This window comes from Enterococcus sp. S183_ASV_20, from assembly GCF_018919685.1.
Lineage (GTDB): Bacteria > Bacillota > Bacilli > Lactobacillales > Enterococcaceae > Enterococcus > Enterococcus faecalis.
This window is the reverse complement of sequence record NZ_JAHLRI010000052.1, coordinates 1-15,513: the sequence shown is the minus strand read 5'-3', so window position 1 is coordinate 15,513 and position 15,513 is coordinate 1. Positions and strand designations below refer to the sequence as shown.

Annotated in this window: 12 protein-coding genes; 4 read left to right on the top strand and 8 right to left on the bottom strand. The window is 35.8% G+C overall.

Annotated features, from left to right (window positions below):
- The first annotated feature begins 273 nt into the window (after window positions 1–273).
- Window positions 274–2,415 carry a GH92 family glycosyl hydrolase gene (locus KQI94_RS12805; protein ID WP_002369017.1) on the top strand — a complete coding sequence of 714 codons (2,142 nt, stop codon included), beginning with the start codon at window positions 274–276 and terminating at the stop codon, window positions 2,413–2,415.
- Window positions 2,416–2,455: 40 nt separating this feature from the next.
- Here KQI94_RS12805 and KQI94_RS12800 read toward each other — a convergent pair whose 3' ends face one another.
- The 6 genes from KQI94_RS12800 to KQI94_RS12775 all read right to left on the bottom strand — a co-directional run bounded on the left by KQI94_RS12800 (window position 2,456) and on the right by KQI94_RS12775 (window position 9,720).
- The gene (locus KQI94_RS12800; RefSeq protein WP_002369015.1) at window positions 2,456–3,937 is read right to left on the bottom strand and encodes a response regulator transcription factor; all 1,482 of its coding nucleotides are present in this window, start codon (window positions 3,935–3,937) and stop codon (window positions 2,456–2,458) included.
- Window positions 3,938–3,948: 11 nt separating this feature from the next.
- The gene (locus KQI94_RS12795) at window positions 3,949–5,679 is read right to left on the bottom strand and encodes a sensor histidine kinase (RefSeq protein WP_002390920.1); all 1,731 of its coding nucleotides are present in this window, start codon (window positions 5,677–5,679) and stop codon (window positions 3,949–3,951) included.
- Complete coding sequence (locus KQI94_RS12790) at window positions 5,633–6,268, bottom strand: DUF624 domain-containing protein (RefSeq protein WP_002362905.1); 636 nt, start codon at window positions 6,266–6,268, stop codon at window positions 5,633–5,635. Before KQI94_RS12790 ends, KQI94_RS12795 begins: the two co-directional genes overlap by 47 nt.
- 70 nt (window positions 6,269–6,338) lie before the next feature.
- Window positions 6,339–7,805, bottom strand: coding sequence for an ABC transporter substrate-binding protein (locus tag KQI94_RS12785; RefSeq protein WP_002369012.1), 1,467 nt, complete (start codon window positions 7,803–7,805; stop codon window positions 6,339–6,341).
- A gap of 23 nt (window positions 7,806–7,828) precedes the next feature.
- Window positions 7,829–8,752 (bottom strand): carbohydrate ABC transporter permease, encoded by a 924-nt coding sequence (locus KQI94_RS12780; RefSeq protein WP_002359877.1) that lies wholly within the window; start codon window positions 8,750–8,752, stop codon window positions 7,829–7,831.
- An 11-nt stretch (window positions 8,753–8,763) separates the two neighbouring features.
- Window positions 8,764–9,720 (bottom strand): ABC transporter permease subunit, encoded by a 957-nt coding sequence (locus KQI94_RS12775; protein WP_002356852.1) that lies wholly within the window; start codon window positions 9,718–9,720, stop codon window positions 8,764–8,766.
- A gap of 285 nt (window positions 9,721–10,005) precedes the next feature.
- Here KQI94_RS12775 and KQI94_RS12770 point away from each other — a divergent pair, with 285 nt between their 5' ends.
- The gene (locus tag KQI94_RS12770) at window positions 10,006–10,164 is read left to right on the top strand and encodes a hypothetical protein (RefSeq protein ID WP_002369010.1); all 159 of its coding nucleotides are present in this window, start codon (window positions 10,006–10,008) and stop codon (window positions 10,162–10,164) included.
- 63 nt (window positions 10,165–10,227) lie between these two features.
- Here KQI94_RS12770 and KQI94_RS12765 read toward each other — a convergent pair whose 3' ends face one another.
- Complete coding sequence (locus KQI94_RS12765) at window positions 10,228–11,043, bottom strand: MerR family transcriptional regulator (protein ID WP_002383586.1); 816 nt, start codon at window positions 11,041–11,043, stop codon at window positions 10,228–10,230.
- Window positions 11,044–11,109: 66 nt separating this feature from the next.
- Between KQI94_RS12765 and KQI94_RS12760 the strand changes: the two genes are divergently transcribed.
- A complete protein-coding gene (locus KQI94_RS12760) occupies window positions 11,110–12,837 on the top strand; it encodes an ABC transporter ATP-binding protein (protein WP_216454484.1) in 1,728 nt (575 codons plus the stop codon).
- A gap of 52 nt (window positions 12,838–12,889) precedes the next feature.
- Window positions 12,890–14,668, top strand: coding sequence for an ABC transporter ATP-binding protein (locus KQI94_RS12755; RefSeq protein ID WP_002389946.1), 1,779 nt, complete (start codon window positions 12,890–12,892; stop codon window positions 14,666–14,668).
- Between the two features lie 53 nt (window positions 14,669–14,721).
- On the opposite strand, the gene trpS is transcribed toward KQI94_RS12755, so the two are convergent.
- Window positions 14,722–15,513 (bottom strand): tryptophan--tRNA ligase (gene trpS / locus KQI94_RS12750; RefSeq protein ID WP_216454482.1); only part of this gene is annotated, 792 nt, incomplete at its 5' end.

Below are 15,513 nucleotides of genomic sequence, written 5' to 3'. Positions count from 1 at the left end.
GTATAAAAACTAACCAAAAAAAAGGCGATGACTGGGAAAATGGCCCAAACATACGCAAAAAATTGCTGACTTTTTGTACTAAAAAAATAAATAACAATCACTCCAATATCGATTCCTTATCCATTGTAACATGCTTGTCAATTCCCTCCTCAAATTGAATATACCAATTCGTTAAAAATAAATAAAAAAGCAAATAAATACGCTTTCATTTCTTGTTTTTTGTGCTATAATCAGCCTATATGATATATCATTTAAAACAAAGGAGCTACTTTCATGAATATTCAAGCGATTGATACGCGACACGGAACTGCCAACCAACATAGTTTTTCAAATGGAAATTGTCTACCCTATACTGGCGTGCCATTTGGGATGAACTTTTACGCCCCGCAAACAACTGACCAAAAAGGCAGCTGGTGGTTTCATCCAGAAGATCGAACATTTCAAGGCTATCGAGTAACGCATCAACCAAGTCCTTGGATGGGTGATTTTAGCCATTTATTAATGACCCCTGTCAGTGGTTCATTGTCGGAACTTTCTTTATTCCATGCCCAAAGTTCTTATCGTCCAGAAGAAAGCCTTTTTTCTCCTGTCGAAATTAACTTAACTCAATTACGCTATCAAATAACTTCTCAATTAATCCCAAGCATGTATGGTGGTATCTTAACCATTGATTATCAACAAACAGATAATCACTTACTACTAACTCTGCCTGGACGTTATCAAGTAAAACAATTAGATGACCATCAAGTGGCTGTAAAAGTCATCAACTATTCTGGTTGTGAAGATCCAGATTTTAGTTTTTATTTCGTGCTTCATTTTGAACAGCCTTTAACCAAATGGTTTGCCCCTTCTTCAGGTGAAGATGGCAAAATCCTTCTTTCTTTTGGAAATATTGCTCAACAAGTTGTTCATTTTAGTAGTTCATTTATTTCTGAAAAACAAGCGCAGTTAAATTTAGCGCGAGAAATCTCTTTGCGTTCTACTGAGATGCTGCAACAAGGAATCGCAGATTGGCATAATTATTTCGATCGTCTTAAAGTAACGCATGAAAACCCTGAACATACTAAAACGTTTTATCATACACTGTATCGAACATTCCTATTTCCGCAAACCTTTTATGAATTGGACGAAAATCAGCAGCCGATTCATTATGATACGTTCTCGCAAACGGTTCGTCCTGGTGTACTATATACCAATAATGGCTTTTGGGATACTTATAAAACGGTCTACCCATTGTTCTCACTAATTGCTCAAGAAAAATACGAAGAGATGCTAGAAGGCTTTTTAAATAGTTACAACGAAACAGGTTTCTTGCCAAAATGGTTATCTCCAGATGAGCGTGGTTTAATGCCCGGCACCTTGATTGACGCTGTCATTGCTGATGCCGCCGTGAAAAAGATTCGTCCTGACTTGATGCCTCAGTTCCTAGAAGCGATGAAAAAAGGCGCCACACAACAAAGCGAACGAGAAAATTATGGACGTCAAGGAACTCTGGATTATCTAAAATATGGCTATGTTCCTTCAACCTATCATGAATCTGTCAATCATACCTTAGACTATGCGTACAGCGATTTCTGTATTTCGCAAGTTGCAAAAACACTGAATGATTCAGAGACCGCAACGTTTTATCGTCAACAAGCCTTGAATTATCAACAACTTTTTAATCCTGAAACTGGCTTTATGCAAGCCAAGGATACTGAAGGCCATTTCCGTCCTGACTTTTTAGATATTCGTTGGGGCAAAGATTACGCCGAAGGAAGTGCTTGGCAATCAAGTTTTGCGGTTTATCAAGATTTTGCAGGTTTGATTGAGCTATATGGTAGCGAGTTAGCTTTCGAAAAAAAATTAATTCAGCTATGCAATCAAGCGCCTAACTTTAACGTTGAAGGCTATGGTTTTGAAATTCATGAAATGAGTGAAATGGCCGCAATTGATTTTGGTCAATTAGCCATCTCAAATCAACCAAGTTTCCATTATCCGTTTCTATTCAGCTACATCGGCAAACCAGAGATGGCTCAACCACTTTTAAAACAACTAATGCAAACATTTAATGCTTCACCAACTGGCTATCCAGGTGATGAAGACAATGGTAGCATGTCTGCTTGGTATATTTTTAATAGCTTAGGCTTTTATCCAGTCACACCAGGAACTGGTGAATATGTAATCGGGATGCCTTTAGTCCAGACGGCGGAAGTAAAACTGTCAAATGGTAAACAATTAACCATTCAGACATCACCAAACAAAGTCCAACAACAATTTATTCATGAAATTCAGTTAAACCAAGAAAAACATACTGCGCCTTATTTTACTCATCAAGAACTATTAAACGGCGGGACTTTAGATTATCAATTAGGGATCGTCCCGAATCCACAAAACACAGCAGAACGACCGTTTTCATTAAGTACAGAAAAATAATAAAAAGAAAGATGTTCATAAAAATTGAACATCTTTCTTTTTATTCTTCGACACCTGCGTAATTTGATTGGTATTGCTCTCGAAATTCTTTTGGCGTAATTCCATTTAATTTTTTAAACATTTTTGAAAAATAGTTGGTATTGTTAAATCCTACTTTTTCTGAAATTTCGTTGATTGTATCATCCGTGTACAATAATAATTTTTGGGCATGCTTGGTACGCACTTGATTCAAATATTGAGAAAAACTCCGCTTGGTTTCTTTTTTGAAAATTTGGCCTAAATAACTAGGGTTCAAATGAAGCTCATCCGCCACCGTTTTTAAGTTTAATTCTTCTAAATAGCCTTGTTCAATTCTTTCTACAGCTTGGCTAACACTTTCTGAATATTTTTTTATTTTAGGTTTATTTTTCACTTCTGCTAAGACTTGCTGCATTAACGCATACAGTGTATTAAGATTGTTGCTGGCTCGAATTTCTTCCACGATTTTTTCATAGTTTTCTTCTAACACAGTTGGATACTGACGGGAAATATCTGAAAAAAGTAAGAAGACTACATAGCGTACATATTCTGGCGTAGCGTGTTGTTGACTTAACTGATTGAAAATAGCATCTAATTCCCGTTGAATGGTCTGCATATCCCCAATCATCAAGGCTTGGTTAAACGCTAGAAAAGTAAAATCTTCTGCCGAACGATTCATTTGTTCTTTTTGATTATTTGGCAGAAATTCTTGATAGAACGTTTCAATTGCTTGCAACTGTTTTACTTTCTCATAACTTTCATAAACCGTTTCCCATTCATTGACAGATTCCCCTACAAAAATCTGACCTTGACCAGCTAGAATCGCTTCAATTTCACGAATAAATAAGAACGCTTCTTGTCTGGCCCCTTTATAGATAAGTAACAATTGGTGGTACGTACTCATCCAACTTTCAATGAATAACAGTTGACCTTTTTTCATAAATAGTTCCTTGATTGTTTCTAAAAATGGCATCTCAGCTTCAACCAATAAAACGGTAAAATCACCTGGTTTTATAGTCGCAAATTGCTGCATTAACTCTTCGTATTCCCCTTCGCTGATTTCATCATTAAGCCAACGCATCAAGCCATTTTCTAGATATAGACGCACGCGGGCATGGGATTTTTTTTGTTGGTCTAATTCTGTTCTGATTCTCTGGATATTGGCTAATAGTTCTTGCTTATTGACTGGTTTCAAAAGATAATCTTGGACCTGTAAAGCCATGCCTTTTTTGACGTAATCAAACTCTTGATAACCTGATAAAATTAAACTAATAAATTGATGTCCTTTTTTCTTTGCTTGCTCAATTAATTCGATCCCGCTCATTTCCGGCATCGTAATATCTGTTAATAAAACATCAATAGATTCTGTTTCTAAAAAAGCCAATGCTTCTTGCGCACTACGCGCTGTTTTAACAATTTCAAAGCCTAACTCTTGCCAAGGAATAATCCATTTTAAGCCTTCTAAAATCATATATTCATCATCAACAAACATCACTCGATACATTTTTTCACCCCTTATGCTACAAACGAAAGACGAATTGTCGTCCCTTCTCCTTCTTTCCCTTCAATGGTTAAACCATAACTCTCCCCAAAAAAGCGTTGTAAACGTTCATGAACATTTCTTAACCCAATGGATTGTTCCGTGTCTATTTCTGTTTGATTTAAACGTGCGCGAATTTCCTCTAACCGATTGGCGGTAATTCCTTTTCCATTATCCACAACAGCCACAATAATTTTTTCGCCTTCTCGGTAAGCGTGGACCTTAATAGCATTGTCTTGTCGTTGATAGTCAATACCATGCACAAAATAATTTTCGACAAGCGGCTGAATAATGAACTTAGGAATTTCAACATCAGCAATTGTTTCTTCTATTTCGAACTTATAGGCAAATTGATCGGGATAACGCATTTGATACAAGTACACATACTTTTCACAAAATGAGATTTCCTCTGCCAAGGTCGTGGTTTTTTCTTGGTTAATATTATTCCTAAGTAGCGTTGAAAAAGCATAGACAACATCAGCTAGTTCTTCTTGTTGCCGACTCAAAGCATACATGCGAATATATTCCAACGTATTATAAAGAAAATGAGGATTAATTTGCGACTGTAACGCTCTCATGTGGGCATCACGTTGCTTAATTTCTAAAGTATAAATATCGTGAATGTATTGATCTAAACTGTCTACCATAAAATTAATCGCGGAAGCAATATCATTCAACTCTTCCTGAACTTGATTCGTGTCAATTCGTTCTTTTAAATTGCCATCGCCAATGGCTCGTGTCGCTTCTAAAATTAATTGGACTTGTTGAGAATAGCGTTTAAATAGGCGGTTTAAGCCCACTAATAAAATAACAATCAAAAGTAACCCAATCCCTAAAATGGCTGCATAATTCATAAACAATTGTTGAAATAAGACTCGGCGGCTTGTTAATAAGAGAATGGTACTCCGGCCACTGCTTTCTATTTCCGTAATATCGTAGCGATTATGAAAAACCTGTTGAATGTCACTATCGGTGTGCATTCTTTTATCTAGTTGCCACTCTTCTTCTTTGGTAAATTGTGCTTTTTCAGAAAAAATTTGATTCCCAGCACTATCATAGATAAACGCATTAATACCTGATTTTTTCAATAAGTCTGCTTGGTTGCCTAGCAACTCTTGACTTGAAAACACAGTGTACAACTCTCCCAGCGGTTGTCCTGTATAAGGATCGGAGATAATTCGCATTAGTTGAAAGCCATGTTTTTTAATTGATGACATATCCATTTTTTTCCCATTTGTAGCTGTGCGATTGGCGAACAAAACCTGATCAAATTCATCTAAGCGAATAATCACTTCTTCTAAGTCAGGAAAGGTGCTAAATAATGTACTTAAATTATTTCCAAAGTGGGTACTGACCCGATCTTCCGACCATTGGCTGTAAGTATAGTCAAAGTACTCAGGAGGAGAAAGTTCCATATATTTTCGCATGTTTTCAATTTTACTTGCAGAGCCAGCTAATTCATTAATCATATTCGTCGCCGCATTATTTTTATTCGTTACATAGCTGTCAATTTGGGAAACGGCGTTATTTTTTTGTGAATCAATTGATAAGTTAATTGTATAAGTAACATAAACGCACAAAGCAGCCACCGTTAACAAAATAATACTTGTTAACAGTAGACTGTATTTTTGTACTAATCGATTTAATAAATATTTTTTTTTAAACAGTTTTTTGAAGATTCGCTTCATTTTGTTCCAACTTTCCATCAATAAACTGGCGATTTTTACGCGTGACATAGGCACACCACATCATAATTAAGGCAAACGAAGCAAATAGTAGCAGTCCTTTCATTTTCCAGGTTAAAGCAACGATACTAATTACACCGAATAAGACTTTAAAAAATACACCGAGGTTTAAAAAGATACTGATAAATGAAAGCTTCATTAAATCAATAGTTGAGATAAAATAGCTTCCTTCATATAGTAGCATATAAATGTAAAAAATAACGAGTATTAGGGAAACAAAAAATAAAATAAATGTAATAATTAACCACATTATTCCGGTAAATTGAACGGCTAAATAAATATTATAAAAAACAAATCCTAAAGTGAAGAGAAAAAGTAAAAAATAACAGTTACTTCTTTTAAAATGTGCTTTCCATGATTCAAATGCTCGTTTAACGGTGATTGCTTGATAATTCATGCCCTCTTCCAAAATGAAATCAGTCATCATTTGGAGTGCTGGACCAACACCAAAAATAATCCCTCCAGCTAAACTAAATAAAACAAACAGTAAATTTAGTTTGATTACTGTCCAGGAAAGGTAAAACAACCGTTGAATCCCTGTACTTTCCATCTTCCTCTTCCTTTCTATTATGTAAAAGGCTGAGCCAAAAGCGCTCAGCTAATGCCTCAGCCTCCTGTGATTATTTTTGAGATTGGATATATTCGTCTAATTGTGTTTGCATTTCTTTTTGAACTTTATCCCAGCCAGCTGTTTTTAGGTCATCCATTAATTTTGGAAGTGTTTCTTCTGGATCAACAGTTCCTGTATTTAAGCTTGCTGCGTAACGATTCATAACTGTAGCAACGTTAGTGATTTCAGTTTTCACTTTATCATTTACAAAAGTAAAACCAAGAATTGGTGAATCTTTTGCTTCTTCGATGCTCTTATCACGTTCTTTAACCATGTCTTCAGTGACAGATTCTTCTGGCCAAATGATTAAGTTGTTTCCTGTGTTCCAAGCACTCAAATGAGTTGTTGGTGTGTAATCTTTCAATAATTTCACACGATCATCGCCAACTTTTTCATATTGTTTGCCTTCTTCACCATAAACAAGTCCGTTTAGCAATTCTGGATTGCTGTTTAATAAGCCTAGCAATTCAACAGCTTTTTCTTTGTTTTTAGACGTATTTGCAACAACATAGTTAGCCATTTGCGCTTGTGCTGTTGTTTTTAATGGTTCTGTTAGTGGACGAGAAACAAGTGGTTTGCCAGCAGCTTGTGTTAAGATTGTATCACCATAATCCATAGGACCTTGTGTTTCTTGACGCATGAACCAAGTATTGGTATTTAAGTCATATGGTGTTGTACTTGTAGCAGCATCTGTTGGAATCAAGCCATCTTTATACCATTGATGTAAGACTTTTAAGTTATTAATCATGTCTTTGTCGGCATATTGGTTAATAATTTTTGGTGAGCCAGTATCAGTTGTTTTTACTGCAAATGGATATTGGTTACCAATAGGGAAGTCATAATTACCTGTTGCAAAGAATGTTTGGCCGATAGCAAAAGCAGCAATATTTGGTTCTTTTTTATGGAATTCTTTTAGAACTTCGGTTGCACTTTCATAACTACCATCGACTTTACTAATATCTAAATTGTATTTATCGACATATTCTTTATTAAAAGTTAAAACTTGTTGACCGTAAGAGTTACCTAAAATTGGGAACGCATACAATTTTCCATTGATCGTATTTCCTTTAATATAGTTATCTGGTAATTGATCATAGGCTTCTTTGGCATATTTAGGTGCTAAATCAGTTAAATCAGCATAGGCGCCTTTTTGTGCATTCGTTGCATAATTTTGTGCTAATGAAATATCATAGCTTTCACCAGAAGCAACGATTGTTGACATTTTTTGGTCCCAATCGCCCCAACCAACAAATTCCATTTTTAATTTTGCCCCAATTTTTTTCTCGATAATTTTATTCGCATTATCGATTAATTGGTCATAATTATCTGGTTTGTCCCCAACACGATACATTAATAACGTTGGTGTACTATCATCACCTTTTGACGCTGCATCTTTTGAAGATTTACCGCACGCGCTTAGTCCTACAGCTAAAGCTGCTGCGCCAGCTACGGCTAATCCTTTTTGCCATTTTTTCATTCCTTATTTCCTCCTGTACAATTTTATTCTTTCACGCCGCCGATTGTTAAACCACCCACGAAATATTTTTGGAAGAATGGGTAAGTTAACGCAATTGGTAACGTAGATAAGACAACAATCGCCATTCGAGCCGATTCACTTGGTAGAACGCCTAACCCTTCTTGTGCTGCTGCACCCATATCCGTACTTCTTGATAAGAACTCTAAGTTGTTTTGAATTTTCATCAATAAATACTGTAACGGTACCAAGGTATCTTTTTGAATGTAAAGTAACGCATTGAACCAATCGTTCCAATAACCCAAAGCCGCAAACAAACTAATTGTGGCAATCCCTGGAACGGCTAGTGGTAACACAATGCTGACAAAAATGCGCATTTCACTTGCGCCATCAATACGTGCCGATTCAATAATACTGTCAGGCACGGTTTTCTTGAAAAACGTTCGCATCACTAAAATATTAAATGGTCCTAAAGCTAAAGGCAAAATTAACGCCCAAATTGTATCTTTCAATTGCAATAAGTTTGTCATTACTAAATAGTTCGCAACCATCCCTGGTGAAAATAACATTGTAATTAACGCAAACAATGTAAAGAATTTTTTAAATGGAAAGTTGGAACGAGAAATGACATAGGCATATAATGACGTCATTGTTGCATTGACAATCGTCCCTGTCACCGTAATGAAGACCGTTACTCCTAAGGCATGAATAATGCGTTGACTCATTGCCCCTTGGAAAATGTAACGATAGGCCTCCAATGAAAATTCTTTTGGCCAAAACCGGTAGCCGTTTGCTGCTAATGATCCTTCACTTGTCAATGAAATCATAATAACAAAGAAAAACGGAACCACACAGGAAATAGCAAAAATCGCAATGACAATATTGAAAATCAAATTCGCTGTCGGGTTGAAGGATCGAACGTTAACGCTAGTGACTTTTTTCTTTTTCATAATCCTTCCTCCTAAAATAGTGCTGAATCTGGTTCAATTCGACGAACAACTAAATTCGCAATTAATAACAAACATGCCCCAACGACAGATTGATATAACGCTGCAGCTGCCGTCATGCCTACATCACCAGTAGCCGTTAAGCCATTGTAAATATAGGTATCTAACACACTTGTCACGTTGTAAAGCGCACCTGAGTTTCTTGGTACGATGTAGAACAAACCAAAGTCTGCTCTGAAGATACCGCCGATGTTTAAAATTAATAAAACAGACATCATTGGTAAAATTTGTGGAATCGTAACATTTTTTATCTGTTGCCATTTGTTGGCACCATCTACCATCGCTGCTTCATAGTATGTCGGATCAATCCCCATCACAGAAGCATAGTAGATAATACTGTTGTAGCCTAGACTCTTCCAAACATTTAGGAAGACAAAAATTACTGGCCACCAACGTGGATCTGCATACCAGTTAATCATTGTGCCGCCATTACCAGTAATCCATTGATTCAAAATCCCTTTATCTGGACTTAAAAAGGCATAAACAAAATAGTTAATAACCATCCAAGATAAGAAATATGGTAGCAATGACATCGTGTGATAAACTTTAACCAAGCGACGATTTCTTAATTCACTCATAATAATAGCAAAAGCAATCGCGAAGAATAAGTTAAAGGCTAAAAAGACGACATTGTACAAAATGGTGTTTCTAGTAATTAACCAAGCATCTTTTGACGCAAATAAAAATTTAAAATTTTCAAAACCAACCCAAGGACTTTCTCTTAGACTAGCTAAGAAACCATCTGGTGAAATATGAAAATCTTTAAATGCGACCACATTGGCTAAGACTGGTATATAGAAGAAAAATATAAACCAAATAAATCCTGGTAACGCCATAAGGATTAAGGCCTTATAACGCCATACATTTTGAAAAAACCCGTTTTTCTTCTTCATTCGTTTCGCTCCTTTCATAAATATAATAGCGTTTTCATAATATCTTTTTAAGGAACAAATTATAGGATTTGAGAAACAAATTATAGATTTTGTGTCATTTTAAGGTAAAAATTTACCGAATTGACTGTTCTTTGTGAAAACGTTTATCTGATATTTTTTTTACAACTGTTTAAGAACCTTAAAAATAATTGGATAAGCCTCACTCATAAAGCGATTTTGCTAGTGTGTATTTGTTTTATAAAACCTGAGAACTTGATAGTTTCACAAAGGTTATCCTCTAATTATTTTTGAGGAGGACTATTTTTGAATTTTATCCGTAAAAACACCAGAGCAATTCGTTTAATTGTGGTATATTTTTTTGCAGTTTTAATGCAAGCTGGTTCTTTATTATTATTAGCTATTTCACTACTATTTTTCTATTTGCCTTTATGCACACACAATATGTTGGATTTCTTGTTATAAATAAAAAAAGGAACTAGCTTAGCTACATTTGCTATTGCTAGTTCCTTCTTTGTTTCAATTACTTCACTTTTCCCCTAAAATTTCAATCCAACCATAATAATATTCAATATATTGGTTTTCCTCTTCTAGTTGTGTCAAGATATGCTCTCCGACAACGATGCCTGTTTCAAATCCTTGTTTTGCTAAACGCTTTTTTACTTCTTCGATATTATTCAAACGGGTATCTTGTGTATTGACTTTTAAAATAAAACCTTTGTATTGGCTACTTGATTCTTTGAGCCAAATCACTTTATCTAAACTTTTTTTATTCACATGATTTGCCAAACAAATCCCATACGTCAGTTCATTGGATTCACTTAAATCCCCGTAAATACCTAAAGTTGAAATGTGTTCCATGTAAACTTTCATCTCTTCTGGATCCTCAATATCAACAACAACAATTTTATCAAAAGGAATTGGTTCATCTGAAAAAACCAATGTTTCTAAATCAATTAACGCATGTAAATGTAATTTTCTTTTCTTGATTTCTTTGTATTTATGTTGAAGCCTTTTTATTTCTTGCCCCAGTTGTTCTTCTGTTGCTTCCATGGTGGCATAGAGATCGGTAGGTGTCTTTTTATATAAATTCAACATATCTTTGATAGGAATCCCCATTTTTCGATAAAAATCAATATCATATATTTTGAACAAATCTTCTAAATCAAAGGTTCGATATCCGTTTTCTTCATTGCGTGTTGTACTAATCAACCCTTGCTCGTCCCAATAACGAATCGTGGACTTAGGGATATTTAACAACTCAGAAACATCTTTTATTGTGTAATTTTTTTCCATACTGTTCCCTCCATCAAAAAGTTTAGCATTTCTACTGTTGACATTCAAGTTACTTGAACGTGTACAATGACTCTTTGTAACAGCTAAAACGGTATTGTTTAAGGAGGAAATTTCATGAAATTAATGAAAGAGTTTATTAAAGAAAATAAATGGATTGTTCTTGCGACAACTTTAACCATCTGTTTGCAAATCGCAGGAACCCTTGGCGTCCCTAAATTAGTTGGCAAGTTGATTGATGTGGGCATCGTTAGCGGTGACCAACAAGTAATTAAAACGATTGGCATACAAATGTTTCTTGTGGCATTCATTGGAACAATTGCCGCAATTATTTCTAGCTATTTGTCTGCTTTAGTAGCTGCTAAATTTGGTTTTCAAGTTAGAGGATTGTTCTTTAAAAAATTTCAACAATTCTCGATGAAAAATGTTGATAAGTTTGGTTCAAATTCTTTGCTAACTAGAATGACCAACGATGTAGATAATGTTCAAACAATGATTGTGCTATTTTGCCAACTAATCTTTCCAGCGCCTATTATTAGTTTATTTGCCTTAGTGATGACATTTTCTTATTCAGTTTCACTCGCTTGGGTAACATTGGCTTCCATCGTATTTTACTTAGTCGTTGTTTATTTTTTAATGAAAAAAGGTACCCCTTTATCTTTAAAAATTCAACCAAAAATGGATCGAATTACTACGACTTTACGAGAGTTCTTTACTGGAATTAATATGATTCGTGCGTTCAATAATCAAGACTTTGAAGAGCAGCGAACCAATCAAACATTTAAAAATTATGCTGAACGCATGAGTAAAGTGAATCAAATCTTTGCTTGGATTACTCCCGTTGCCTTTTTATTAATGGGCGTTGTGTACGCCTCTATTTTGTGGTTTGGCGGTAATTTAGTTGCAGTAGGCACCCTACAAATTGGCACCGTTACAGCTGTGATTGAATATACCCTTCTAACTTTGGCCTACTTAATGATCGCGGCTATGGTATTAGTTGTCATTCCACGGTCCGTTGCTTCCTTGAATCGCTTGCAAGAAGTTTTGTCAGAAGAAATTGAAATTAGCGATCCTCACACTGAAGCAACCATTGCTTATCATCCTGAGAAAGCCTTGATTTGCTTCGATAACGTCACGTTTCAATACACAGAAACAGCTGATCCTGTTTTAGAAAATGTTAGTTTTGTCATCCCTAAAGGAAAAACAACGGCGATTGTTGGGGCAACTGGCGCTGGTAAAAGTACTTTAGTTAAGTTACTTTTACGAATAAATGAGGTCACAGCCGGCACGATTAGCTATTCTGGCACAGATATCCGCTCATTATCTCAGCAAACGATTCGCCAAGTCATCAGTTATGTGCCACAAAAAGCCTTTCTTTTCAGTGGGACAATCTTATCAAACTTATTAATGGGAAATGCCAAAGCAACTACAGAAGAAATAAGAACGGCACTAGAAATTTCACAATCTTCTGAATTTATCGATTCCTTACCACAAGGGATTGAAAGTTTCGTAGCACAAGGCGGGTCCAACTATTCTGGTGGTCAAAAACAAAGAATGTGTATTGCACGAGCCTTAATCAAACCGGCAGATGTTTATATTTTCGATGATAGCTTTTCCGCATTAGATTACAAAACTGATGCCGCTCTACGTGCCGCTTTACATGCACAAATGGCGGACAAAACTTTACTCATTGTTGCTCAACGGTTAAGTACAATCATGAACGCTGACAATATTATCGTCCTAGATGAAGGAAGGATTGTTGGTCAAGGCACCCACGCTGATTTACTTACCACTAATAGCTATTACCAAGACTTTGCTAAATCGCAAGGTATCTTACCCAAGTAATTAAAGAAAGGATGTGACTGCTTGAAAGAAAGTTTTCTTTTCAAGCCATACAATGAAAAAAACAATGAATCTTCAAAGCTTTAAACGTTTCTGGAAAATGATTAAACCTGAGCATCCAATCTTTTATGGTCTAATGATCTGCAGTTTAATTGGAAACTTATTAATTGTTGCCATGACCTATATTATGGCAATCGGGATTGATAACCTCTTAGAAGCGATCAAGCGTGTCGGGCTCAAAGGCATGACACTTTCTTTAGTTGAAGAAGCGCTCTTAGGTCCCGTCTTACTTTTAATTCTCTTTTCAATCATTAGTAGTATCACTTCTTTTATTCAGGAACGAGCAATGGCTTCTTTAAGTGAACGGGTTACTTTAAGAATTAGAAAAGAAGTGACAAAAAAGTTTAAAACTTTACCAATGGCCTTCTTTGACAATCACCAAGTGGGCGATATCATTAGTCGTTCAACAACTGGCTTAAACCAATTGTCACAAGTTCTTTTAACAGGCATCAACCAATTTTTCACTTCCGTCGTGACTATCCTTTTTGCAGGAATTATGTTGTTCTATATTGATGCAAAATTAACTATTTTAGTGTTGCTACTAATTGGCGGTAGTACTTTCATGACGACAAAAATTGCGAATAAAAACAAGGTGTTTGCTGATCAAAGTCAAGCTGAATTAGGTCAATTAAATAATAAAATGGAAGAATATTTAGCAGGAAATTTGGTCACAAAAACCTTTAATCAACAACAAAATGCTGAAAAAACAATTGATGCTGTTAATCAACAACATTATCGTGCCTTTAAAAAAGCACAGTTTCTAAATTTTGCGATTTATCCAGCTATTCGTTTTATTAATCAGTTGGCTTTTATTATTAGTGCTATCTTAGGCGCAATGCTCGTTTTATCTGGTGGTATTACGATTGGTTTCTTGCAAGCGTATTTGCAATATATCAACCAAATTTCTGAGCCGATTTCTACCGCTTCTTATGTCATTAACTCAATTCAAGCAGCGATGGCTTCCATTGATCGGATTTTTGTTATCTTAGATGAAGCTGATGAACAGCCAGAAGCAACTCATTTAGAAACTATTTCTTCTCCTAAAGGAGCCATTGAATTTAAAAATGTTCAATTTGGCTACACACCAGAAAAAATTTTAATGAAAAATGTTGATTTTTCTGTTCAACCGAAAAAAACAGTGGCCATTGTAGGACCCACCGGCGCTGGTAAAACAACATTAGTCAACTTATTAATGCGTTTCTATGAAATAAATCAAGGTGCCATTACTTTTGATGGGATTGATATTACGAAACTTTCTCGACAAAATCTAAGAAATTTATTTGGCATGGTTTTACAAAACACTTGGCTATTTGAAGGAACCGTAGCAGATAATATTGCCTATGGAAAAAAAGATGCTTCTCGTGAAGAAATAATTGAAGCAGCTAAAATTGCTCAATGTGATCATTTTATTCGGACCCTTCCTCAAGGATATGACACAATTATTTCTAGCGAAAATGGTGCATTATCACAAGGGCAACAACAGTTATTAACCATCGCCCGAATCATTTTAGCAAATCCGCCCGTTGTTATTCTCGATGAAGCAACTTCGAGTGTGGACACACGAACAGAAGCCCATATTCAAAAAGCGATGGAAACTGTCACAGAAAATCGAACAAGCTTCGTTATCGCTCATCGATTATCCACGATTGAAAATGCTGATTTAATTTTAGTGATGAAAAATGGCGATATTATTGAAAAAGGAACGCATCAGGAACTATTACAAGCTCCGACTCTTTACGCCAGCTTATATAATAGTCAATTTCAAACCACTTAAAAAGAACTGGAACAAGTCATTCTTCTTTTGACTCGTTCCAGTTCTTTTATTGCTTAGAAATATTGAATTCCCATCGCTTTTTTGACTTCTGTTAAGGTTTGTGCTGCCACTTTTTCAGCAGCAAGACTTCCTTTATGCAACATTTCCATAATCGCTTCTGGATTTTTAGCCAGCTCTTCACGACGTCGACGAATCGGTGCGAGTTCTTCTTCTAGGACATCAATTAAGTAACGTTTAATTTTCACATCTCCTAAACCGCCATGACGATAGTGCTCTTTTAATTCTTCAATATATTCTTTCTCTTTCCCAAAGACATCCAAGTAAGTAAAGACCATATTTCCTTCAACTTGTCCTGGGTCCTCTATACGAATATGATTTGGATCGGTATACATACTCATTACTTTTTTCTGTACCACTTCAGCTGGATCTGAAAGATAAATACCATTGCCTAAAGACTTACTCATTTTTCCGTTGCCATCAATTCCTGGCAAGCGTCCCATACCTTTTGGTGGTAACACAGCTTCCGGTCTAACTAAAACTTCACCGTACGTCTGATTAAAACTATGCACAATTTCTTGCGCTTGTTCCAACATTGGTTTTTGGTCTTCCCCAACTGGGACTAAGTTCGCTTGAAAGGCAGTAATATCAGCAGCTTGTGAAACGGGATAAATAAAGAATCCTGTCGGAACACCTTCCCCAAATTTTTTTTGCTCAATTTCTGCTTTGACCGTTGGATTCCGACGAACACGTGACGTGGTCACTAAATTTAGATAGTACATTGTTAATTCAGCTAACTGTGGAATTTGCGATTGGATAAAAATTGTTGTTTTCGTAGGGTCTAAACC

Bases quoted from the DNA above. Each gene is read 5' to 3' on its own strand.
- KQI94_RS12805 (WP_002369017.1), top strand. From the start codon at position 274: ATGAATATTCAAGCGATTGATACGCGACACGGAACTGCCAACCAACAT.
- KQI94_RS12800 (WP_002369015.1), bottom strand. From the start codon at position 3,937: ATGTATCGAGTGATGTTTGTTGATGATGAATATATGATTTTAGAAGGC.
- KQI94_RS12795 (WP_002390920.1), bottom strand. From the start codon at position 5,679: ATGGAAAGTTGGAACAAAATGAAGCGAATCTTCAAAAAACTGTTTAAA.
- KQI94_RS12790 (WP_002362905.1), bottom strand. From the start codon at position 6,268: ATGGAAAGTACAGGGATTCAACGGTTGTTTTACCTTTCCTGGACAGTA.
- KQI94_RS12785 (WP_002369012.1), bottom strand. From the start codon at position 7,805: ATGAAAAAATGGCAAAAAGGATTAGCCGTAGCTGGCGCAGCAGCTTTA.
- KQI94_RS12780 (WP_002359877.1), bottom strand. From the start codon at position 8,752: ATGAAAAAGAAAAAAGTCACTAGCGTTAACGTTCGATCCTTCAACCCG.
- KQI94_RS12775 (WP_002356852.1), bottom strand. From the start codon at position 9,720: ATGAAAGGAGCGAAACGAATGAAGAAGAAAAACGGGTTTTTTCAAAAT.
- KQI94_RS12760 (WP_216454484.1), top strand. From the start codon at position 11,110: ATGAAATTAATGAAAGAGTTTATTAAAGAAAATAAATGGATTGTTCTT.
- KQI94_RS12755 (WP_002389946.1), top strand. From the start codon at position 12,890: ATGAAAAAAACAATGAATCTTCAAAGCTTTAAACGTTTCTGGAAAATG.